Here is a 22,951-nt window from a genome sequence, read left to right on the forward strand (position 1 = left end):
AGGGCGGCTGGTGGCAGAGGCTCAGCCCTGTAGGGAGAGAATCCGCTCCAGGGTGGGCATGGCGGGAATGGCGCCCTTGGCGGCGGTGGTGAGCCCTCCGGCGGCGTTGCCGAAGCGGACGATCTCCCGCAGCTCATCCTCTCCCAGGCGGCGGATCTCCTCCAGCGTTTTATGGCGCAGACGGTGCAGGATAGCCCCCAGAAAGGCGTCTCCGGCGCCGGTGGTATCGACGGTGTCCACCTGAAAAGCAGGGACCAGGCCACAGAGCGCGCCGCGCCGGAAATAGGCGCCTCTCTCAGCCAGGGAAATGAGGATCAAAGCGGGACCCTGGACGGCAAGCGCCGCTGTGCCGGTGGCCAAGCTGGCTTCTCCGGTGAGCAGGGTGAGCTCCTCCTCTGAAAGCTTCAGGATATCCGCCAGAGGGAGCAGTTTCAGCATGGCGGTCCTGGCCGCATCTTGAGAGGGCCAGAGGGGAGGACGATAGTTGGGATCGTAGCTGATGAGACATCCGCTCTCCCTGGCCGCATGGACTGCCGCCACAGTGGCGCTCCGGGCGGGCTCATCGGTGAGGGAGAGGGAGCCAAAATGAAAGATATGGCTCTGACGGATGAGGTCGTAGTCCACTTCGCTTTCCCGGAGCAGAATATCCGCGCCGGGGTTCCGGTAAAAGGAGAAGGAGCGGTCTCCGCAGGCGTCCAACTGGACAAAGGCCAAGGTGGTGTGGACTTCTTCGGAGGTCACCAGAGCCCGGGTATCAATACCGCTGCGCTCCATAACGGAGCGGAGAAACGTGCCGAAACCGTCCTGCCCCACTTTACCGATGAAGGCGGTCCGGCTTCCCAGTAGGGCGCTCTGCGCCAGCACGTTGGCCGGTGCGCCGCCCGGATTTTGGGCATAGAGGGGCATGCCCATGCCGTTGGTTCCGCTGGGGGTGAAGTCGATGAGGATCTCTCCCAGGGCAGTGATGTCAAACATAGCCGTCCTCCTTACAGCATCTGGCTGAATTTATAAAACAGACTTTCCGGGCAAAAATACCATACAATGTTTATTGCCGCATTGTCAACCGTTAAAATAGGAAGGAAGAGCAGGGAAAAGGCCCCGCGTCCGATGGACGCGGGGCCTTCCCATGCTGAAGGAGGAAGACTAACGGGAGAGGAACCGCATGAGGATCGTTGCGGCCTCGGCGCGGGTGGCGGTGCCCAGAGGATCCAGGCGGCCGTCGTCCTTGCCGGAGATGAGACCGAAGGAAACGGCCCATTTCACAGAGTCGCCGGCCCAGGTGCTGACACTGCCGCTGTCGGGGAAGTTGGCCAGATCAGCGGTGGCGCTGGTATCCATGCCCTTGTAGGCGGCATAGCGGTACAGAATGGCCGCCAGTTGCTCACGGGTAATGGAATCGTCGGGACCGAACTGCGTGTCGGAATAGCCGGTGACGATGCCATTGGCGGCGGCCCAACTCACAGCGTCGGTGTACCAGGTGCCGCTGGCCACATCGGCAAAGCTGTTTCCGCTGGCCGCGGGGGTGCCCTCCAGGCGATGGAGGATGGTGACCAGCATGCTGCGGGTGAGCGTGGAGTTGGGGGAGAATGCGGTGTCGCTCACGCCGTTCATGAGACCGCGGTCCACCACATAGCGGATGGCATCCTGCGCCCAATGTCCGGAAATGTCGGTGAACTTGTCGGCTCCGGATTCATCGGGGGTGGTCGTGGCCTTGAAGGTGGTCTTGATGGTCACGGTGCCGTCGGGCTGCGTGTAGGTGTAAGTGCCGTCGCCGTTGTTGATGAAGGAGATGGCTTTGCCGGACTTATCGGTGATGGTAATGGTGTCCAGCTCAAAGCCGCTGTCCGGCTTCACAGTGACGGTGACCTTGTCGCCCTTAACCGGGGACTTGGGGGAAGTGGTGACGGAACCACCCTTGCCCGCGCTGATATCCACGGAAGAGGAGGAAGAAGAGGAAGAGCCGCCACTGCTGCCGCCACTGCTGCCGCCGGTGGAGGGGATGCTCATGCGGGAGTCAGAGAGCATCTTGGAGTAGACGGTGTTTGTGACGAAGCGGTAGTCATCCTGCTGATGGGTACGGTTGTTGATGGAGTTGGCAAAGACGGTGATGTCCATGCCGTCGCGCTCGATGGCGAAGGCCTCTACGAAGCCGTCGATGGGAGTGCCGTCATCGTTCAGGCAGCAGCCGGCGATGAAGCTGTCCTCATCAATGGCCTTGATCAGGACCTCGGCGCCCTCAGGCAGAGTGGTGACGACCGCGCAGTTGACGGTGTAGATCACATTGTCGCCATCCGCGGCATAGCTGGCAGTGGTCAGGCTGTCGTTGGGATACTCCACCTGATGCAGGGCCTCCATGCCCAGAGAGGAAGTGGTCAGATCGGTGAGGAGGTTGTTCTTGATGTAGCTCAGGGGGCTGGAGCCGCTGGCGATGTAAGGCGTACCGGCCTTGACGGCGGCCACGGTGGCCTCGCCGCGCTCGCCCTGGTTCAGAGCAGAGCTGCCCACGATCACGTCGGCCTCGGCCGGATCATCAGTGACCTTGAAGCCCAACTGCTTGACATAGGCGAACACATCTTCGTTGTATCTCTGGTTGCTGCGGACGTTGCGGTAATCATAGAAGCCGTAGCCGTCCTTGAACCATTCAGCGTAGTAGCCGGTGGTGACCTTGTAGTTGGAGAAAGAATCGTACTGACCAACCAGGTACAGGGTGGGCTGGCTGATCTCATAGGCCACGGGCATATCACTCACGCCGGTGGCGGAGAGGATAAACTCGTCGCGGTACAGGGCAAAGTCCTTGTAGGAGACGACGAAGTCGCCCTTATAGTCGCCCTCGGTGACGAGGCCCACGGAGATGCCGTCATCCAGCATGGCGTTGATGGCCCGGACGGCCTCGTTGCCGTTGTTGGAGATGATCACGGCGCGGGAGGTGGAACCGGTAAACTCGGTCTTGCCGGTCACTTCAGTGAGTTCTTCCAGCTTGCCGGAGAAAGCGCCGACGGTATCGATGGCGATGCAGTCAAAGCCGCGCATCTCGGGGAAGTTGGAGACGGACTCGGAGTAGAGGTCGGGGAAGCCGGAGGCGGAGGCGTCGGCGCCCTCCCAGAGGACGGCGTTGGCGTAGTTGCGCTTGGCCTGATACATATCCACGATCAGACTGCCGGCCTTGTAGGTGACGTCTCCCACCTTGGTGTCCTCGGTGAGCTTGGAGACCTTGACGCCGTTGTGAAGCAGGAACTCGCCCATCTCGTAGGCATTGGCGATGTCCCGCTGAGAGGCGGCGTCCACGGGGAGCACATAGTACTCGGGGAAGTAATTGTCGTTGCCCGCGTAGGGGACGCGCCAGGTGTCGGACTCCAGGACCTTGTTGCTGATGTCCACGTACCAGGATTCCATATCCTCCCGGTGGTCCTCATTGTTGATGCCGCGGCGGAAGAATTCCAACTGGTTGGAGTAGATGTCGTCCTTGTTTTCCATAACATAGTCCACAAGGCCGTACATGCCGTACTCGAACAGCTTGCTGGAGGCCTGGTTGTTGTAGGGGGTCTCGATGGTGTAGCCCATGGTGCCGCAGTTGAGCATGGCGTAGCTGGGGCCGTAGTTGGTGCACAGGTCATCCCAGGCGGACCAGGTGGTGGTCTTGGGATCGTAGTCGTCGCGCAGCGGCGTGTAGTAGGACCAGAACTTGGTGTCCTCGAACTCGTTGGAGATGGTGCCGAGCGCGGCGGTGCCGTAGGCCTCGGCGCCCAGCATGAAGTTCTTCACCAGCAGGTCATACTCCATATTGGGCTCGTGAGGAGGCGTGCAGGGCTCCACCAGGAACTGTGTCATGAATCCGTGCAGCTCAGCAAAGACCACGGGGTTCCAGTCGTTGATCATGGCGGCCAGGTTCCGGGTCTCGGCCTGGGTCTGGTTGGAGGCGTCGCGGTTGAGGTCATAGCCGTTGGCGTTCCGACGCTCGTTGAAGGCGCGTCCGTCAGGATTCTCGGTGGGCTGGACGATGAAGATAATGTTGTCCAGGACCTCGTCCACATCCAGGGACTTGTCGCCGATGGTGTATAGTTCGCTGGCGTCGTTGACGCCGGTGTTGTTCCGGATCCTGCCGTTCTCATCTGCGGTGAATTTCTGGGAACCCAGACCGGTAATGCCCAGATCCACCACATCCTCGGCAAAGAGTTCGTGGATGTCCACGGACTCGTCCAGGAAGCCGGTCAGGGTCCGGTAGTCAATGGTGTCCTGAGTGGCCAGGGCATAGAGGAAGCTCAACTGTCCGTCCACACCGGGGCACTCGTCAGTATGCACGTTGTTGATCATGAAGGGGACGCGGTACTCGAGGGTGCCGTCCTTGATCTTTGCCTGCAGGGAGGCGGGATCGGTCTCGGCGATCTCATTCATCGCCTGGAAAGCGTCCACGGAATCCTTGCTGTCGGAGAAGACGGCATAGTAAACGTCGCGGCCGCCCTCACTCTTGCCGTTTTCGACAACGGTCATGTACCGGCCGTTTGCCTCAGCGGCCTTCTGGATGGCTGCCAGCTTCTCGCGGGTGTCGTCATAGCGGGTATAGTCATCGTAGATGTTGACCATCAGGTCGGTGGTGGCCAGGGTGTCCTCACCGCTCTGGACGGAGAACTGGTACATACCGATGATGCTCATCCACGCAGTCCGGTTGGAGCTGGTGTTGATACCGTCGGACCTGCTGGTCTTGAAGAAGGCATGGTCAGCGGTAAACCTCAGGACAGCCGTCACCTTGTCGCCGGAGGCGATGACCTCGACGGGCTCGATGGTGAAGAGCTTCTCGCCGTCGGAGCCGTTGCTGCCCCAGGTCTGCCAGTTCTCCAGCTTGTCGCCGGTGTAGCAGTAGGGGAAGAGCTCCGGATCCTGCTCACTCTTCTCGCGGGTCAGGGACAGGCTGAGGGTCTTGGCCCACTCTTCAGGAGCAGTGGCGCCCAGATCGGCAGCATCCACGGTGAGAGCGGCGACAAACGCCTGGTCCTTCTCAGTCAGGCTCAGCAGACTGTCGTTCACGGCAAGACCGGCGCCATAGAAAACCGCCTTCGCATTGGCCAGGGCGAGAGTCTCGATCTTATCGATCTCAGCGAGATGGGGTGCAGCAAGCTCAGCGCTGGAGGAGAAGTACCGGGTGCAGGATGCAATGGCCTCGCGGTACCAGTCGCCCCAGGCCTTGAGGACCTCGACCTCCAGGGCGTAGGCGTCGTCCACACTGCTCTTGGTGGCATCGGCCCAAGCCTTGTGAGCTTCCGTATTCTCCTTGGCCTCGCTGGCAAAGCGGTCCGCCGCAGCATCCACTAGGATCTCCAGCATCTCGTTGGTATACTGGGTGGGGTTGGCGGCGAAATAGCCGGCGGACAGAGAGGTGATGCCCACGCTCTCCAGTTCGTCCGCGCTGGCCATGTACAGGGTATCGACGGTGGTGTGATAGACGTAGTCGGTGAAGTGCCAGGTCAGCACCGCGGGCACGCCCCGCTCCAGGAAGCGGCTGTGGTCGCTGCCGCCCTCATAGGGGCACACGTCAACCTGGAAGTCATAGCCCAGGGTATCCGCCACGACCGTGCGGGTGGACTGGGCGGAGGCCATATAGAGGTCGTTGATAAAGATGCCGCCCAAGTCATAGTCACCGGGATCGCCGGCGCCCCAAAGGGTATGGGAGTCGGGCAGGCGGACGAAATTGCCGTCCTCGTCGCTGCGGGTAGGGTTGTAATAGAGAGGATCCTCGGGGATATTGTCCAGGGTGTAGTTATAGTAGGCGGAGGGATCAGGGGCCTTCTCGATACGCATGGGGCCGCCGGTTTTGGCCGGGTCCTCGCCCACCATGTCCAGATCGATACAGCAGATGATATCATCCACTTCGTCAGGATGGGCATTCAGGTATAGGCGGGAGAAGGACATCTCGTCGCCCCACATGAAGACGATGGTGCGCTCGGGACGGGCGATCTTGCCGTCATCGATGAGCTGCTTCATCTTGACGGCCAGCTCCAGGTTCAGGGCCACGCCGGTGGCGTTGTCGTCGCAGCCGGGCTCCTGGACGTGGGCAGCCAGGACCACGCGCTCATGCCGGAGATCGGGGTTGGAGCCCTTGATCTCGGCAATGGCGGTGAGCTGGCCCTGCGCGCCCTCATGGTCGCCGCTCATCTCGTACATTTCACCCACAGTGGCCACGTTCATCTCAACAGTATAGCCCTTGTCCATCAGGGTGCGGAGGGCGTTATACTGGTCGGGAGAGATGTTCCACTCCACGATGGGCTTGCCGGCATCCATGGCCTTCTTGTTGGCGTCTGCACCCCGCCCGCCAGCGAACCGGGCGGAGTCGGTGTACCACTCATTTTTGCCGTCATACCACTCGTCGTACCAGTCCGCGGCAGCCCCCTCAGGACCGTACCAATCTTCAGACTCGATGGGGTTGCTGAAGTTGGACAGGGCGGCGGTGGTCATCACGGAGACAGCGCCGACTTTCTGGGCGAAATCAAAGTTTGTGCGGTTGGAAGAGTCACACAGCAGGATTTTACCAGCCAACTCAGAAGTGTCGCCCGTATACTTGCTCACGTTACCGACGTAAACCACTTCGCCGGTTTTTCCAGCGACCAAGTTACGGACATCGCCAGGATTTTCACGGATAGCTTCCAGCTCATTTTCCGTAACGTTGAAGCCGGCATTGGTGGCCAGATGGGCCCGCTCATTCAGGTGGGCCTCGGGGCCGCGGGGATCGCCGGGATCCTCACCATAGGGGAAGACATTGACCCGAGTACCGCCGCTGTCCTTCTCATTGATCCAGCCGGACATCTTCTTTACAAAGTCGTCAGTATCGCCCGGCGTGGCGCCAAGAGAATAGACGTCGTTGTAGTGCGCCTGATAGATCTCGCTGGTGGGGTCAAAGGCATAGGACTCCACGTTCACCACGTCCCGCAGGGCATAGAGGGGATCGGTGTCGTCCAACTCCTGGCCGCCCTTGGTGATGGAGGTGATCTCCATGCGGGCGTACTCAGGGGCCCACACCAGGGAGGTGGAATCGTCGTGCTGGACCCAGAAATAGTCGCCGCCATAGTCGTGGGTCCAGTCGTTTTCCACCGTCCGGTTGCCGTCTTTGTCGACGGTGACCGTGGAGTCGCCCTTATCGACATAGCCGGCGTCGACCATGGTCTGGCCAACAAAATCATTGATCACATAGTTCTGCCAGGGGCCGCCGGTGGTCCGCCAGCCCAGGAAAACAGTGCCGAGATAGTCAAAGGCGGATTCTCCGTCCACACCGTCCGCGCCACTGAGGAGTTCCACAATGGCGTCCAAATCGTCTGGGTAGTCAGAGATGGGGTCCGCTGCCGCTGCGGGGATGACCAACATGGACAGGAGCATGGAAAGCGTCAGGAGCATGGAAAGGACTTTGTTAAGCCGTTTCTTGCGTTGCTTCACTTTTTAGTTCCTCCTTCTATTGGACTTCGGATTCCTGCAGGGATTGGCAAATGGGAATTGGTTATGCTGCAGATGGCCTCGACCAGCGGAAAGAAAATATCCATCCTCCTTCCTGAAGATTCCAGTGTCCGGAGACTAGTCTCCGGACATGAAAGGGCATGCCCTTTCATAAATACCACTGCTCAAGGTTCCTTAAAAACCGTATATCGGAGTCTCTGCAACATTGCAATATATACAATAAAATTTTGCTATATGCACAATAAAATGTGAATATAGCTCAACGTGTAAAAGAAATTCATTCGGATTGGGAAAAATGGAATGGAATGGTAGCACCATCTAAAGTGCAAATTTTAAGCGGAAAACATAATTTGGGTGGGAGGTAATCCACGCATAAATGAAGGAAATCATGCAAATGAGAGAGGGAGAGGTAAGCGAAACTCTCCCATAACGACCTTGTGCAGGGGAGTCAAAAATATTTGCAACCAGGCCTGTCCAGCGCGCAAACGCCCCCGGCACAGAACCTGCTTTCCGTGCCGGGGGCGTTTGCAGAGAGGTGCCTACCAGCGGTAAGCGCCGTCGAACTCCGGGTGAAGAGGGGCGCTGAAAAAGGTCGCGCAGGCTTGGGAGAGATATGCCGGGTCCCGGCTGCCGGCAGTCTCCACAGCGGAGTGCATGGCAAGCTGGGCCATTCCGATGTCCACCATGGGGATGCTCACAGCATGGCTGAGGAGATTTCCCAGCGTACTGCCGCCCGGCTCGTCCGCACGATTGGCAAAGATCTGTACCGGTATACCGGCACGCCGGCAGATGGAACGGAAAAGCCCCCAAGTCAGGCCAGTGGTGGTATATTTCTGACTGGCGTTGAGCTTGATGACCACACCGCCGTTGAGGTAAGGCCGGTTCTCCGGATCGGCCTTTTCGGTAAAGTTGGGATGGACGGCATGGCCGTTGTCGGCACTGAGCAGCAGGCTGCTGGCCAGGGCCTGACGCTGCGCCTGCGCGCCCATGCCCAGGATTTCGGCCGTCCGGGCAAGTACGTCGGGAAGGAAACTGCCCAGAGCCCCCTGCCGGGTACCGCTGCCCACCTCTTCATTGTCGAAGAGGCAGTAGACCTGACCAAGACGGGGGGAGGGAGAGGCGGTAAGAAGCCCTTCCAGGGTGGCATATGCACAGCCGAGATCATCGATGCGGGGCGCCTGAAAGAATTCTCCCTCGGGTCCGATGCAAACGGGCTTCTGACGGGGACAGAGGACCAGATCGGTGGCCAGGATATCGCTGTCCTCCACACCGAGGGCCTCGGCCAGCAGGTGGGTAAGGGATGGGGCCCCCTCCGCACCGTACAGAGGCTGCATGTCCCGCTGAAGGTTGTAGTCGTGGCCTTTGTTCACATCCCGCTGCTGATGGATGGCGAGGCTGGGAATGGTCAGCAGGTCACGGTCCAGATGGACCAGGCGCCCCTCTACGCCGGCGGGCGTCTCCACCACGGCGCGCCCGGCCACGGTGAGCGGGCGGTCCAGCCAAGAGGCGCAGTTCATGCCGCCGTAGCCCTCCACCTCCAGACGAATGTAACCTTTGTCTCCGGACATAGAGTCACTTTTGACACGGAAGGTGGGGGAGTCGCTGTGGGCGGCAGTCATGCGCCAGCCGGTCAGGGCGGCGGTCGGGAGACGGAAGGCGATGAGACTGCTCTGATTCCGGGTGACGTAATAGGCGCCGCCCTCCTCCAGCCGCCACTCGCGGGACTCCTCCAGTCGGACAAATCCGGCCTCTTCCAACAGCGCGGCGGCGCTACGGACCGCGTGAAAAGGGCTGGGGCTTTTTTCAATATAGGCCATAAGGCGCGCCAATGTATCCATGATAAAACCTCCTGAAAATCAGCGTTGTGAATATTCCTATTATAGTGCCTCCGGGTAGAGACCGCAAGCCGGGAGAAGCTGCCGGTGTAAACCGGAACTGCGCCTGTTCCAAGTCTGCTGCCGTTGATGAGTTCACACGTCTGCGCTTCCTGGCCGCTTACCCGGAGCAGTCCACTTTTCCAAAGGAAGAAACAGGCGGCGGGAAAGGCAGTAAGAGGCAGGCGCTGAAAATCAGCGCCTGCCTCTCACGATTCTAAAAGGATCAAATTTCGGGTCCGCTCAATTGCGTCAGAAAAAGTAAGGGCATGGTAACCGTGTACGCTGGTGTGGATCACCGGCGGAAACGCCTCGTGCCACCTGGAGGGAATACTGTGCCTTCCGTGGGACAGACCGAAGAGAGAACCAACAGTGGCGCCATTGCAGTCTGTGTCAAAACCGCTTAATACTGCGGCTGTAACGGCCGCGTCGTAGTCATCATGCCAAAGAACGCAGGCAGTCACCAGCATGGCATTGGGGATGGTGAGGCACCAGTCAAATTGCAGGGTTTCGTCGTAACGGGCATGGATTCCGTCTACCACGCTTTGGAAGGAAACACCGGAGACATAGGAGGCGCAGACCTCTGAAATGGCTTCGGATAAGCGCGAACGAGGCGGAATCTGCTCCAAGGCATTTTGCACCCGCTGGAGCATAGTCAGACCCTCCACATAACACAAACTGAGCCAAGCAGCAATGAACATTTCCCCATAGACGCCGTTTTTGGTATGGGAGACCACCCCGTCCCGATAGGCCATGGCCGCGGCTGCCGCTGGATTGCCTGGAGCAATATAGCCGAAGAAGTCCGCACGGATTTGTGCACCGATCCACTCCCGGTACGGATTGCGGCGGCGGCCCGTTTGCGGCGGCAGGATCCCGGTCATCAGATTGCGGATGGCGACCCGTTCTGCAGTGCAGGCGTGGAAAGCCGGAATTCCCAGCAGCCACGTTTCGGCCACATCGGCAGAGGTAAAATTGTGACCATAACGCTCCAAAAGCTTGAGCGCCAGCACGGTGTAGTTCAGATCGTCGTCGTTGGGATAAGCGTCCAGGCATTCCCGCCAGCAGACCCTCGTCCGGTCGTAAGGCGTGGTGGGATCCTCTTCATGAATATCAAACTGAGCACGCAGGGCGGGATCCTGCGTGGAGTGGAGATACTCCGTAATTGGATACTGACCGCTGGCCTTCAGATAACCTGTGATCTTTGATCTGGGCCAGCCTTCAACGGGAATACCCAAGACACAGCCGACCGTTCGGCCATACCAGGCGCCGGCGATGCGGTCGGTGAAATGGTCGGCATCCACCGGCCAGATCTTATGGGCAGTCGGGCGCAGGGTCGATTGGATACTCTCGTAGTCCTCCGGCTCCTCATATGGAAAGTCGGAACGGACTGGGGCGACCTCCAGACGGGCCAGAAGACTGCGGGCCTCCTCCTCCCGCAGGGAGCCGTCGGAAAGCGTCTGTATCCGCCGTATCTCCTCGAGCAGGGGTTCCACCTGAAGGCCCTCCTGGAGGCACTGCCGATATTCGTCCTCCAGCAGATCGGAATAAGCAGTCCATCTCATTTTATCGCGCAGCATAACAACACTCCTTTTATTCCTTGGCGCCTGTCGAGGTAAGGCCGGCGGTAAAAAACTTTTGCAGGGGCAGTATAATAGCCACCGGCACCAGAAAAGCGATAAGAGACCCGGCAAAGATCTGATTCCAATTCTGTGTGTATTGGGTGCTGAAATTACTCAAGGCAATCTGCACGGTGTACATGTCCTGAGATCTCGTCACCAAAATGGGCCAAAGGAAAGATTCCCACTGGTTCACAAAGAGCACCAGCCCCGCACTGATGCATACCGCCTTGGAGTTGGGCAGGACAATAGAAAAGAAAGTGCGGAATAGTCCCATGCCGTCAATGCGGGCCGCCTCAATGAGGTAGTCGGGAAAGCTCATGAAATACTGCCGGAACAAGAAGATGATCATGCCGTTAGGAATGCAGGGTACAATCAGCGCCAAGTAAGTATCAATCCACTTTAAGTCGATCATCATGGCATAGAGGTTGATGGAGATCAACTCGAAGGGCACCATATAAGACAGCAGCACCAGCAGGAACAGCGGTTTTTTTCCGGGGAATGTAAATTTAGCAAAAGCATACCCCGCCATGCCGTTAAACAGAATACCCACGGCCACTGTGACAAGGGCGATCAGCAGTGAATTCAGCAGGGCCTTGCCAAAGCCGTGTTCCACAAAAATGGTCTGATATGCCTCCAGGGTGAAATGCTCTGGAATAAATGTTTTCCAGGAGAGCGGACTGACGTAGCGGTAAATGTCCTCCATGGGACGGAAGGAGGAGGTGAACGCAAAGATTAACGGCAGGAACACAAAAAGCAGCAGGACCATATGCAGCGTATAGAGCGGGAGCTTCCTGCTGGGATTGATGCGGTTCATTGTCGCTTCACTCCCTTTCCCGCAGGAGATAACTCTCAATGCCGATGATGACCACCAGCAGGAGAAGCAGAATTACAATCATAGCGGACGCCTGATTGATATTGGAGTATTTGTATGCGGTGCGGTAGATGCGGTACATTAAAAAATCAGTGGAACCTTCCGGACCGCCGCCCGTCAGTACATAGGCTGGAACAAACAGAATAAAATTGGAGATGGTGTCGGAAATAATGACAAATTTAAAAGTCCGCTTCATTTGCGGCAGAGTGACGTAGCGCAGCGTTTTCCAGTAGCCGGCGCCGTCGATAGAGGCGGCCTCGTATAGCTGTGAAGGGATCTCTTCCAGCCCAGTGATAAAGAACAGAGCCCAATAGCCCAACCCTTTCCAGGTGGCAATGACCATGACCCAGGCCAGGGCCTGCTTGCTGTTGTTCAGAAAGGTCTGATTTGAAATGCCGAACAAGTTCAGAATGGAATTCATAAGACCCTGCTCCGGGCTCAGGAATACGCCCCAAAGGGTGCAGGCGATGGTAAAGGACACCGTGATGGGAATAATATGGACCGTACGAAAGACTCTCTGACCTCTAAGCTTAACCATGAGCAACAATGCCAGCCCAAAAGAGAGAACCACTTGGATGGGATTGACGATCACATTAAAAACCAGGGTGACCTTCAGGGAATTTTGAAAAGATGCGTCCTTTAAAACCGTGATATAATTGCCCAGGCCGGCAAACAGCGTGGTCTTGTTGACAAAGGAATAGGAAAACAGGCTGTCATAAACACCCAGCAGGATGGGATAGATTTTAAATATGACAAGCAGTGCCATAGCGGGAATAAGAAAAGCCGCAACGACAGGATAGTGCCTTTTCATGACATCGTCCACCTTTTAGGAATTGGGACAAGAGGGTACGCAACCCCCTTGCCCCAACTTGCTGGTTTGATTACTGCTGATACTTGGCGATCAAGCTGTCGATTTCCTCTACGGCCGCGTCCAGAGCAGCTTGGGGATCAGAGCCGTTCTTGATATCGCTATAAGTCTCCTGCATCACCGACTGCCACTCTTCGTACCCCACCATTTGGGGCCGTGCCATAGCGGTATTCATGGCCTCATAGACGTTGAGCGCAGCCACGGTGCCTTCATTGGCGGAATCCTGCTTGATAGAGTCCAGCACGCTGATGTTACAGGGCAGATTCTGCATGATGGAGTAGGTCTTCTGACAAGTCTCGTCGTCAGTGGTGAGCCATTCCACGAATTTGGAGGCAATCTCCTTGTTCTCAGAGTAGTTGGAGACGCCCATGTACCAACTGCCTGTAGGAGTCACGGCTTCGCCGCCGTCAAAATAGGGGTGCGGAGCCACGCCCCAGTTCATTCCGGCGCTGTCCATGGAAGAAATCTGCCAAGAGCCCCCAACGAACATGGCCACTTGGCCGGCGGTGAAATAACCGGTGGATTCAGAGCCGTCGATTTTGGGACTGATATTCCAGGTGTTGAAAGTGTCGTAATAAAATTGGCCGGCCTTTACCACGGCCTCAGCATTGGTGTAGCCTTCGGTGGAGGTCTGATCGTCGTTGACATACTGCGTAGCGCCCAGACTCTGAGAGAGGGGGAGCAACTGATACGGCGTATCGATTTGCTCAAAGGTGAGTCCGTAGATTTGACTGCCATTTTCATCCGTATAGGTGAGCTGCTGGGCCAGCGCTACGACTTCCTCCCAAGTCAACCGCTCCGAGGGATCAATGCTTGGATAAGACAGTCCCTTGGCATCAAACAGGTCTTTGTTATAGTACAGATTCACACAAGAGCTATACAGCGGCAGGGCCATTATCTCACCGTCCACCGTGCCGCCTGCGAGAGAGGCGGAAGTGATGCGTGAGGTGGAGTCTGCGGAGATATATTCGCTCATACTTCCAAGATAATTCTTGGCGGCATAGTTGGTGATCAGGGGGGCATCCGCCACCAGTACGTCGATAGAGGATTCTCCTGCGCCCAAGCGGACCTCAATGGTGTTGAAGATTTCAGCATAAGGCACCGATTCCACCTGGATGGAGATGCCATTTGCCTGTGCAAACTCCTGGAACACCGGCTCCAAGGGCTCCAGATCGGAGACGATAAGTACATTCAGAGTGGTGTCGGCGGTCGGAGCTGGATCACTGCCGGCAGGAGTGGGGGAAGCACCGGAGGTGCCCTGCGAGGAGCAGGCGGCCAGAGACGAGGCCAGGCCAAGAGCCAGTGCCAGAGACAAGAGTTTTTTCAGTTTCATCGTACAGTCCTCCTAATTCATTTTTATTGCAGCTGGACTCAAGTGACTTTGTATTGACAAATCCGGTCCATCAGCAAAGACATAAAGCGATCCGCGTCCACTTCAAGGCAGACCTTTACCTTTCCGGCTGGAGCCGGCTTTTCCAGATCCTCAGGCGGAGTCCAGGGAGTTCTGGGCAGGGAACAGATCGTATGTCCCGTGGGGTGGCGGTGATCATATTCAACCTCTACATTCATCTGTGGCCCCCGACAGAAGGTAGGATCAAAGGCCATAGCCACGCAAAGCGGATCATTCATGGCAGTATAGTCCCGCTTCCAGTACTGAAGCCAGATGCGAACCATTCGGGCCATGGCGCGGTTGAGTGCGCTCTCGCTCTCCTCCAGACGTCGGATATGAGGTTCACGCACCAAGACCTGCCGGGTGACGTCATAGCCGCACATCACGATGGGAGCTCCGCTTCGGAAAAGAAGAGCCGCAGATTCCGGGTCCCTGCTCACGTTGTGGTCGGAGTGCTCCAACTCAGCGGCGTTGCACCCCAGACGGGCACTGCCGCCCATAATGATAATCTGCTTGACATAATCTGCAATACGCGGTTCTCTGGCCAGCGCAATGGCAAAATTGGTGAAAGGCCCAATGCCGATGAGCGTGATCTCTTTCGGGTTTTTCATTACGGTATCGATGATGAAGTCTACAGCGTGGCGGCGGTCATAGGCAAGGTCCCGATCGGCTTCGGTAAGAAGCCCCTCGCCTTCATGGCCCAACCACCAAATTTCCCGGTTGCGCAGCAATACATCCCGAGAGCCTGCCATTACGGGAATATCCTCCCGGCCTAGCATGTGCAATACCTTTGTCACCATTTTGGCGCGCAGATCTACATCGCCATAAACTGTGGTAATACCCTCTACCTTTAATTCTGGCGAGATAGCAGCCAACGCCACTGCCATCACATCGTCTACATCCGTGCCAATATCGGTATCTAAAATAATGCGTTCCATACTTAACCCTCCGCCACGTAGGACATATCGTCCCGAGAGAACATCTGCCACAACGATTCCAAGTCCTCCAAAGTAGGCATGGAAGTCAAGGCACCTCTGCGGGTTACGCTGATAGAAGCGGCCAGATTGGCCCTGAGCACAGCTTTCTCCAAGGGCATTCCGGCACTCAGCGCGACGGCCAGTACGCCATTGAAGCAGTCTCCTGCGCCTGTTGTATCCACTGCGGACACTTTGCGGGCCGGGACCAGAAGCGCACCATTTTGGTTCACGATCAATGACCCTCGAGCGCCTAAAGTGACCACCACATTTCGGACGCCTTTATACAACAGGAGTTTTGCGCTCTGCTCAATTTCCTCTACGGTTCCGGCCGGACCTCCCGTCAGAACAGACAGCTCCGTTTCATTTGGAGTAATTACATCTAACAATGGAAAGAGATCCTCGGGAATGTCCTGACGGGCTGGGGCGGGATTCAGGATGACCAGCTTACCCAGTGTCTTGGCTTGGCGGATGGCGCTGCACACGCTCTCCAACGGAATCTCCAGTTGCAGAAGCACGCAGGCGGCTTTAGAAAAGAGTTCTGCATTTTCAGCCAGATACTCTGATGAGCAGGTAGAGTTGGCGCCGGGGACCACCACGATGCTGTTGCTTCCATCCGTACCGGTCAGGACAAAAGCCGTTCCAGTGGATTGTCCCGAATCTCTCTGAATATCCATTACCTGTACGCCCGCCTTTTCCAGCAGCTCAAGCATGCGCACGCCATATTTGTCTGTTCCAACACTGCCCAACATGGCGACCTGCCCTCCGGCGAGCCTGGCGGCATAAGCCTGATTCGCGCCCTTCCCACCCGGATTATTCCAGTATTCCTCTCCCAAAACGGTTTCACCTAAGGCTGGCAGGCGCTCCATCCGCACAACGACGTCCATATTCAGACTGCCAATCACCAATATTTGATTCATATCGCGATCCTTCACCTCGATCTTGTACTCTCGCGCTGGACTAGAGTGGTACTCATGCATTCGCTCTTAGCCCCCTCGGGATCCCCACCGATCAACGCCAGCAACTTCCGTGCGGCCCGATAGCCCATTTCATAGATAGGCTGTGCCACCGTTGTGAGGGTGGGGGTGAGGTCGGCGCTGAGCATGATATTATCAAACCCTAATACACTCACCTGCCCAGGTACAGGAATGTTCAGTTCACGGAGCGCTCTCAGTACGCCAATGGCAATGGTATCCGCACCGGCAAAAATGGCGTCCGTCTCGGGGTAGGCCTCTATGATGTGGCGGACCCTTTCATAGCCGGATGCGGTGCTGTAAGCACCATAAGTGATGTATTCTTTTTGAAAGGGGATCTCCGCCTCGCGAAGAGCCTGCCGGTATCCTTTCAGACGCTCTCCTGTGGTGTATACGCCCTTTGGCCCGCCCAGGAAAAGGATATTGCGGCACCCTGTATCAATGAGGTGAGTTACACCGGAATAAGCGGCCTCCTGGTTGTCAACATAGACGCCGGGTTTGTCTGTAAAATCCCTGGATTTTCGATCCAGCAGAACCATTGGGATTCCGCTTTGACAGACAGAGCGATAGAGGCTTCGATCTTCCAATTCTCCGCAAGTATTGACCAAAATACCGTCTACCCGTTTTTCCAAAAAGGCCCGTAAATACTGTTGCTCTTTGTGGATGTTGGAATCGGAATTACATAGAAACAGGGTATACCCGTTTTCCATTGCGCAGTCTTCCACGCCGCGCACCATCTGAGGGAAAAACATATTCTGTATATCTGGAATGATTAGGCCAATGGTTTTGGTGCGGGCCAATGTGATACTCCCGGCGACCCGATTGGGTATATATCCGACCTCTTCGATCAACTCCAGGATGCGTTGGCGGGTCTGTTCAGAAACACCTTGCGGGTTATGATTGATGACGCGGGAGACCGTTCCCTTGGAAACGCCCGCCATGCGGGCAATGTCGTTGATCGTCACGGCACGACTCTCTCCTTTCGTAAGAGATAAACCGGTTTAGTAACTATAAAAAGTATAGCTCTTTCCACAAAATATGTCAACGATCATCCGGCGGCTTTGCACATTTTTGTCACACCTGCTAGTAAACTAAACTAAACTTTAAGAAAAAGCACCAAAGCATCCGTTTGCGCTAAAGTGATTAGAAATTAGAATGAGCGGGCTTTGCCGATGATAGAGTATGAAAATATAGGAAAAGCGACAGCGCCGCCGGCATGATTGCATGCCGGCGGCGCTGTCGTTGAGGGCGGGTGCCGTTGGGAAAGACGGCGGAGAGCACTATACGTCTCTGCGCGTCCCGTCGGTACCGATGATGACGACTTGCCAGGGGATCAGTTTGCCGCAGTTCTCCAGGGCCCGGCGGACAGCCTGTTCGATCCCGCCGCAACAGGGGACTTCCATGCGGACCACAGTTACGCTCCTGATCGTATTCTCCCGCAAAATGGCAGTAAGCTTTTCGGCGTAGTCGCCCTCATCCAGTTTGGGGCAGCCGATGAGGGTGATGCGGTCCCGAATAAAGTCCTGATGAAAGTTTCCATAGGCATAAGCGGTACAGTCGGCGGCGACGAGCAGCTTGGCGCCGTCAAAATAAGGGGCGTTTACCGGTACCAGTTTGATCTGTACAGGCCACTGAGAGAGCTCGCTGTCCACTGTGGCGGTATCCCGCGCGGCGGGAGCGGGGACGCGCGGGATACGCTTGGACTGGGTGCCGGGGCAGCCGCAGGGGAGCGGAGCGCCGATGGCCTTGGCCTGCTGGGCGGCACGGACCGCCTCGGCATCATAGGCGGGGGCCTCCCGCACCTCAAAGCTGATGGCACCCACCGGGCAGGCGGGGAGGCAATCGCCCAGGCCGTCGCAATAGTCCTCACGCAAAAGGCGGGCCCTCCCGTCCACCATGCCGATGGCGCCCTCATGACAGGCGGCGGCGCAGAGACCGCAGCCGTTACAGCGTTCAACGTCGATTTTGATGATTTTTCGCTCCATGTTCTATTCCATCCTTTCAGAAGTGGGTTCTGATACCCGTACAATCATTTCCTGGCCTGATTATCCCACATGGGAAGAGCGCTGTCTGTTGGTTTGCCAACAGAATAAGAAAAATGAAACAAAAATGGAGTGGAGAGACGGGGGCACCCTTTCGCTTATGATCCAAATCCGTGGCTGTCATACATAAGCTCGAAACGACTTTTATCCACCTTTAGCAGGCCTTCTTTTTGCATTTTGCTCAGCTCGTTGGACAGCGCGCTCCGGTCCACATTGAGGTAGTCGGCCAACTGCTGGCGGTTAAAGGGGATGGTGAAGCTGTGGCTTCCGCTGCGGATGGCCTGGTAGGACAGATAGGAAGACAGCCGCCCTCGGATGGATTTGGAGGCGGTGTGAAAAATTTTTCGGGATAGGTTTAAGTTTTTTTGAGCCGATATGGACAGCAGATTTCGGATCAGTCTGTTGTGGTGGGTGCAGGCGTGAGAGCAGACCTGGAGCACGCGGTCCATGTTCAGGAAAAGCACATCCACCGGTTCGGCGGCCACCACGTTGACCATCAGGGGTTCGCCGGAAGTGCAGGCATAGGTCTCGGCGAAGATCTGCCCCGGCCCAACGCTGTCCAGAACGGTGGTATTGCCCCACAGGTCGTTGTTTTCGATCAGGACGCTGCCGGTCAGCACCATGCCCAAGGCCGTGACGATATCTCCAGTGCGGCAGATCATTTCGCCTTTGGAAAAATGCCGCTGCTCCGCACCAAGGCAGGACAGCATCTTCTCTGTCTCCTGGGGGGTGGTGCCGCGGAAAAGGGCTGTTTTCGATAAGCTGATAAAATCCATATACGTTACCTCTTGCGTTGTTATACAAACATACTTGTTGCTCTGACTATATTATACTGTGTCCAGAAAGTCAAGAAACACACAATTCTTTAGAAAACCGATACATGGATGAAACCGGGAGGAATTATTGTGGAAAATAAGATGTTTTGCTATCAATGTCAAGAAACCGCCGGCTGCACGGGCTGTACGCAGTCGGGCGTCTGCGGTAAAAAACCGGATGTAGCTGCCATGCAGGATCTGCTGGTCTATGTGACAAAGGGGATCTCCGCTGTGGCGGTCCAGCTTCGGGCCGAGGGGAAGGAGGTGGCTCCGGCGGTAAACCATCTGGTCACGCTGAACCTGTTTACCACCATTACTAATGCCAATTTTGACAAGGAGGCCATCGTTACCCGCATTCACGCCACATTGGAGGTCAAACAGGAGCTGCTTTCCCAGGTGGAGCACGCCGATGGGCTGCCGGAGGCCGCTCGCTGGACCGCCTCCGAGCCCATGTTTGCGGCCAAAGCCGCCCAAGTGGGGGTGCTGTCCACCGGGGATGAGGACATCCGTTCCCTGCGGGAGCTCATCACCTATGGTCTCAAGGGCCTATCTGCCTACTCCAAACATGCCAACGCCCTGCTGCAGGAGGACACTGAAGTGGACGACTTCCTCCAACGGGCCTTGGCCGCCACTTTGGATGACGCTCTGACGACAGAGGACCTGGTGGCGTTGGCCCTGGAGACGGGCAAATACGGCGTCAGCGGTATGGCTCTGCTGGACAAGGCCAACACGGGGGCCTACGGCAATCCCGAAATCACAAAAGTGAACATTGGCGTGGGCACACGACCCGGCATCCTGGTCTCCGGCCATGACCTGCGGGACCTGGAGATGCTGCTTGAGCAGACACAGGGAACCGGCGTGGACGTCTACACCCACTCCGAGATGCTTCCCGCCCACTACTATCCGGCATTTAAACAGTACCCCAACTTTGTGGGCAACTACGGCAACGCCTGGTGGAAACAGAAAGAGGAATTTGAGACCTTCAACGGGCCCATCCTGATGACCACCAACTGTATCGTACCGCCCAAGGACAGCTACAAAGAGCGGCTGTACACCACCGGCGCGGCCGGATATCCCGGCTGCAAGCATATCGCCGGCGGGGTCGGCACGGAGAAGGATTTTTCCGCCCTCATCGCCCATGCCAAACGCTGTGCGCCCCCGGCAGAGATCGAGCGGGGCGAGATCACCGGCGGTTTTGCCCACGCCCAGGTGCTGGCCTTGGCGGATCAGATCGTGAGCGCAGTCCAAAGCGGTGCGATCAAAAAATTTGTGGTGATGGCCGGCTGTGATGGCCGGGCCAAGAGCCGCGATTACTACACGGAATTTGCGAAGGCCCTGCCCAGGGACGCCGTGATTCTCACCGCCGGCTGTGCCAAATACAAGTATAACAAGCTGGACCTGGGCGATATCGGCGGCATTCCCCGGGTGCTGGACGCCGGCCAGTGCAACGACTCCTATTCCCTGGCGGTCATCGCCATGAAGCTCAAAGAGGTCTTTGGCCTGGCGGACATCAACGAGCTGCCCATCATCTACAACATTGCCTGGTATGAACAGAAGGCGGTGATCGTCCTGCTGGCCCTGCTGTATCTGGGGGTGAAGAATATTCACCTGGGCCCCACGCTTCCCGCTTTCCTCAGCCCCAACGTGGCCAAAGTCCTGGTGGAGAACTTCGGTATTGCCGGCATCGGCTCCGTGGAGGATGATCTGGAGCTCTTTTTCGGTAAGGCGTAAGGAGAGACGTCCACACAAAGGAGGCAGACAAGCGGGAAATTCACGGGCGGGCTCTGTTTTTCCATTGCCTGCACCTGGACAGCATCTGTGTTATAGCGCGCCCGGAAATCGGGTGCGAAATGAGAGAAACGGCGAGCGGATGAGTCCGCTCGCCGTTTCTCAATTATTCCAATGATTCGGATGGGAACTCGTACCACTTGATCTCGTTGGCGCCCAAGTCCAGCGTGAAGCTGGAGCCGTCGCCCCGGTAGACCGTGGTGGACTGCGGCTCGTAGGTATTGTTCACCACGCAGTATTTGCCGCTTTTCACATAGGCATGGACCTCCACATTACAGTTGGAGGAGAACCACCTGTGGAGGCGATCCTCGCTGTGGGAGGCCCAGAGGATGGAGCGGTAGAGGACGCGGCTGTTTTCAAAGGAATAGGGGAGACCGCTGAGATAGACGCACCGGCCCGCACCGAAGCTGTGGACGGCCATCTGGACCTCTTTTTCCCGCTGGACCAGGATCTCGGTGCCTTCCAGGGCGTAAATACTCTTTTTGCCCTCTCCAAAATCCACCGGATGGGTACAGTCGGCGAGGATAAAGTGATCGGGGTGCTCCTCCCAGTTGTACTTGTCGTACCCCAGGGTAAAGCCGGTCTCCTTCTCCACGCCCAGAGCGGTGGCAAGCTGGAGATAGTGGCCCTGGTACTGGTGGCCGGAGGGCTCGCCCACGCCGATGAAGCCGCCGCCGTTCCAAATGAAGCGCCGGACAGCCGCGGCGACGGCCGGGTCCTCCCAGACAGCGCCACCGGTGTGGGCGGTGTCCCCGTCCCCCACATTGAGGAGGACGCTGGCGCCCTCCAGCGCATGGGGATCGTTCCTGAGGTCGTCAAAGCTGAGGAATACCACATCAAATGGGGCGCCGGACAGCGCCTCGATGACGCCGGCATAGCTGTAGTTCTGCTTTTGATAGAGCGCGTGATGAACCATATGGCAGCCCCAGGAACGCATTTTTCCCCAGCAGTTGAGGACGGCCACTCTACCCACGCAGTAGGGCGTGGCACCGCGGATGTTGGCGTACAGCTCCCGGAATTCGTTGCATACGCGCTCCACATAGTCGATGAAGTCAGGGAACCGACAGGCCAGCTTCAGATAACCGCCATAGCCGATGCGGTCGATGGGACTGCGCAGGATGGCCCGCCGGGCGGTCACCCAGTTCTCCTTGGCCTCCCGCACGGGGTCGCCCCCCTCATGAAAGGTATCGGGGAAAAAGTAGGGGAGAAAACGGCCCTCGGTATATGCTACGCCGGGGATATCGGAGATGAGCCGCAGGGTGGAGCCGTTGCCGACGCTGCCCACTACCGCGTCCAGGCCAATGGTCTGAAATTCGGGGAGGAACGGCTCGGTGCCGATCCAGTGATCGCCCAGGAACATCATAGCTTCCTTGCCCTTTTCATGGGTGATATCCACCATCTCGCGGGCCAGCTTGGCCACCTCCCGGCGCTGAAAGGCCTGAAAGTCCAGAAATTCCCTGGAGGGGACCCGGTACTGGTTGTTGTAGTACCCCTGATCGATGATGTACTCGGGGCGGAAGGGGTAGCCGACCTCGCGCTCGAACCGCTCCAAGATGTAAGGGGAAACGGAGGCGGAGTAGCCGTACCAGTCCACATATTTTTCCCGCCTGAGCTCATCGAAGACCAGTGTGAACTGGTGGAAGAAGGTGGTATAGCGGATCACATCCACATAGGGGTGGTCGTCGATGAATTTCCGGAGCCGCTCCATGGTATATGCGTGGGTCTTGGGCTGGCGGACGTCAAAGGTGATCTGGTGCTCGAAATCCGTCCAGCCATTGGTGACGGCGTTGTACATGTGGACGGGGTCCCAGATGAGGTAGGCCAGAAAGCTCACCGTATACTCATGGAACGCAGCCGGGCGGTCCAGTACCACCTGTGCCGCAGCCGCATCATAACGCCAGTCGGCGGGGGGCACCACCGTTCCGGCGGTGCGGTCCACCACCTCCCACCAGCGCTTGATATCGTCCCGGGTATTGGGTTCCATGAGCTCAGGGCTCACGCCCTGCATCAGGGGAATGGAGAGGGCGCCTTCCCCGGCGGTGTGAAAGCCGGTCATGATATAGCACTGCTGTACCTCGTCGGGGTTCTCCTCTGCCCATGCATTATCCTTCCTGGTGGTGTAGTAGGTGGAGTAGACCTTGGCGTCCACCCCCTTGAGAGCGTCGGGGTAATCGGTGCCGTCGCAGTCCCGGATGGCGTCGGCGCCCCAGCGCTTCAACAGCTCCAATGTTTCCGGGACCACATCCACATCCGTGGGGATTGTGACACGGCCCCTGCGGGCTTGCTCACTCATGGCTCT

General features: G+C 57.4%; 14 protein-coding genes. 1 reads left to right on the forward strand and 13 read right to left on the reverse strand.

Features of this window, described 5'->3' with window-relative positions:
• Positions 1-21 precede the first annotated feature (21 nt).
• From ABUA09_RS10985 to ABUA09_RS11040, 12 genes are all read right to left on the reverse strand, one after another.
• Complete coding sequence (locus tag ABUA09_RS10985) at positions 22-975, reverse strand: PfkB family carbohydrate kinase (protein ID WP_033118704.1); 954 nt, start codon at positions 973-975, stop codon at positions 22-24.
• 168 nt (positions 976-1,143) lie between these two features.
• A complete protein-coding gene (locus ABUA09_RS10990) occupies positions 1,144-7,419 on the reverse strand; it encodes an S-layer homology domain-containing protein (RefSeq protein WP_349949362.1) in 6,276 nt (2,091 codons plus the stop codon).
• A 557-nt stretch (positions 7,420-7,976) separates the two neighbouring features.
• Positions 7,977-9,275, reverse strand: coding sequence for a M18 family aminopeptidase (locus ABUA09_RS10995; RefSeq protein ID WP_195614992.1), 1,299 nt, complete (start codon positions 9,273-9,275; stop codon positions 7,977-7,979).
• 245 nt (positions 9,276-9,520) lie between these two features.
• Complete coding sequence (locus ABUA09_RS11000) at positions 9,521-10,888, reverse strand: ADP-ribosylglycohydrolase family protein (protein WP_195614990.1); 1,368 nt, start codon at positions 10,886-10,888, stop codon at positions 9,521-9,523.
• A gap of 13 nt (positions 10,889-10,901) precedes the next feature.
• Positions 10,902-11,744: a carbohydrate ABC transporter permease gene (locus ABUA09_RS11005; protein ID WP_033118691.1), complete on the reverse strand. Its 843-nt coding sequence runs from the start codon at positions 11,742-11,744 to the stop codon at positions 10,902-10,904.
• Between the two features lie 7 nt (positions 11,745-11,751).
• Positions 11,752-12,612 (reverse strand): carbohydrate ABC transporter permease, encoded by an 861-nt coding sequence (locus ABUA09_RS11010; protein WP_058118159.1) that lies wholly within the window; start codon positions 12,610-12,612, stop codon positions 11,752-11,754.
• A 70-nt stretch (positions 12,613-12,682) separates the two neighbouring features.
• Positions 12,683-14,002, reverse strand: a complete 1,320-nt coding sequence (locus tag ABUA09_RS11015; RefSeq protein ID WP_058118158.1) for a sugar ABC transporter substrate-binding protein — start codon at positions 14,000-14,002, stop codon at positions 12,683-12,685.
• Positions 14,003-14,040: 38 nt separating this feature from the next.
• On the reverse strand, positions 14,041-14,997 hold the full coding sequence (locus ABUA09_RS11020; RefSeq protein ID WP_033118689.1) for a nucleoside hydrolase: 957 nt from the start codon (positions 14,995-14,997) through the stop codon (positions 14,041-14,043).
• Positions 14,998-14,999: 2 nt separating this feature from the next.
• The gene (rbsK, locus tag ABUA09_RS11025; RefSeq protein WP_227152071.1) at positions 15,000-16,013 is read right to left on the reverse strand and encodes a ribokinase; all 1,014 of its coding nucleotides are present in this window, start codon (positions 16,011-16,013) and stop codon (positions 15,000-15,002) included.
• A complete protein-coding gene (locus tag ABUA09_RS11030) occupies positions 15,965-16,972 on the reverse strand; it encodes a LacI family DNA-binding transcriptional regulator (protein ID WP_052082816.1) in 1,008 nt (335 codons plus the stop codon). The genes rbsK and ABUA09_RS11030 overlap by 49 nt, the downstream gene beginning before the upstream one ends.
• A gap of 315 nt (positions 16,973-17,287) precedes the next feature.
• A complete protein-coding gene (locus ABUA09_RS11035; RefSeq protein ID WP_058118155.1) occupies positions 17,288-17,992 on the reverse strand; it encodes a 4Fe-4S binding protein in 705 nt (234 codons plus the stop codon).
• A 155-nt stretch (positions 17,993-18,147) separates the two neighbouring features.
• A complete protein-coding gene (locus ABUA09_RS11040) occupies positions 18,148-18,825 on the reverse strand; it encodes a Crp/Fnr family transcriptional regulator (RefSeq protein ID WP_033118687.1) in 678 nt (225 codons plus the stop codon).
• Positions 18,826-18,954: 129 nt separating this feature from the next.
• Here ABUA09_RS11040 and hcp point away from each other — a divergent pair, with 129 nt between their 5' ends.
• On the forward strand, positions 18,955-20,595 hold the full coding sequence (hcp, locus tag ABUA09_RS11045; protein WP_279202557.1) for a hydroxylamine reductase: 1,641 nt from the start codon (positions 18,955-18,957) through the stop codon (positions 20,593-20,595).
• 163 nt (positions 20,596-20,758) lie between these two features.
• On the opposite strand, the gene gnpA is transcribed toward hcp, so the two are convergent.
• Positions 20,759-22,945, reverse strand: coding sequence for a 1,3-beta-galactosyl-N-acetylhexosamine phosphorylase (gene gnpA, locus ABUA09_RS11050; protein WP_058118153.1), 2,187 nt, complete (start codon positions 22,943-22,945; stop codon positions 20,759-20,761).
• Positions 22,946-22,951 lie beyond the last annotated feature (6 nt).

Source organism: Intestinimonas sp. RTP31139st1_F5_RTP31139_211217 (assembly GCF_040226735.1).
Lineage (GTDB): Bacteria > Bacillota > Clostridia > Oscillospirales > Oscillospiraceae > Intestinimonas > Intestinimonas butyriciproducens.